Below are 485 nucleotides of genomic sequence, written 5' to 3' on the forward strand. Positions count from 1 at the left end.
CCTATATGGTTTATCATTTATTGTTACAATCCTTGCTTTTCTCGCCATTTTATCCACCTCTTATATTTCTTCTATTCGTATGATTATTTTGGGCTCAATTCCATAACGCTTTGAGCTAGTTATTTCTGCAATTTGGTTATCGTCTTTCCATACATGGCCATTACAAGCATCTAATACCGTTTTAATTAAGTTGTCGATATCCGGCTTAGTCACTTTATACTGCCCAACCATTTCGCTTTTCTTTTTCTTCGACCACGATTTAAGCAATGGAAAGTAAAAGTCTAATTCGATTTTTAGTGCGCGCTCTAGATTTAACTTAGGCATTTGCCCTTGTATATACGCTTTATGCTTTGTGTAAGACGTTGGCATGTAAGTTTGAACAAATCTACCTGTTTTACGAAAGCGTGGACGGGGCGACCCCATCGGCGCATTAAACACTTCATTAAATTTAATTTCTATCTCCATGTAATCCCTCATATATATTC

General features: G+C 36.5%; 1 protein-coding gene. It reads right to left on the minus strand.

Translation table 11 applies throughout. From position 1 onward, the window contains the following. Positions 1–60: 60 nt before the first annotated feature. Positions 61–465, minus strand: a complete 405-nt coding sequence (locus tag IDG45_RS13725) for a RusA family crossover junction endodeoxyribonuclease (RefSeq protein WP_206171651.1) — start codon at positions 463–465, stop codon at positions 61–63. Between the last annotated feature and the right edge of the window lie 20 nt (positions 466–485).

It is taken from the genome of Staphylococcus sp. EG-SA-10, assembly GCF_017151945.1.
GTDB classification, from domain to species: Bacteria; Bacillota; Bacilli; order Staphylococcales; family Staphylococcaceae; genus Staphylococcus; species Staphylococcus aureus.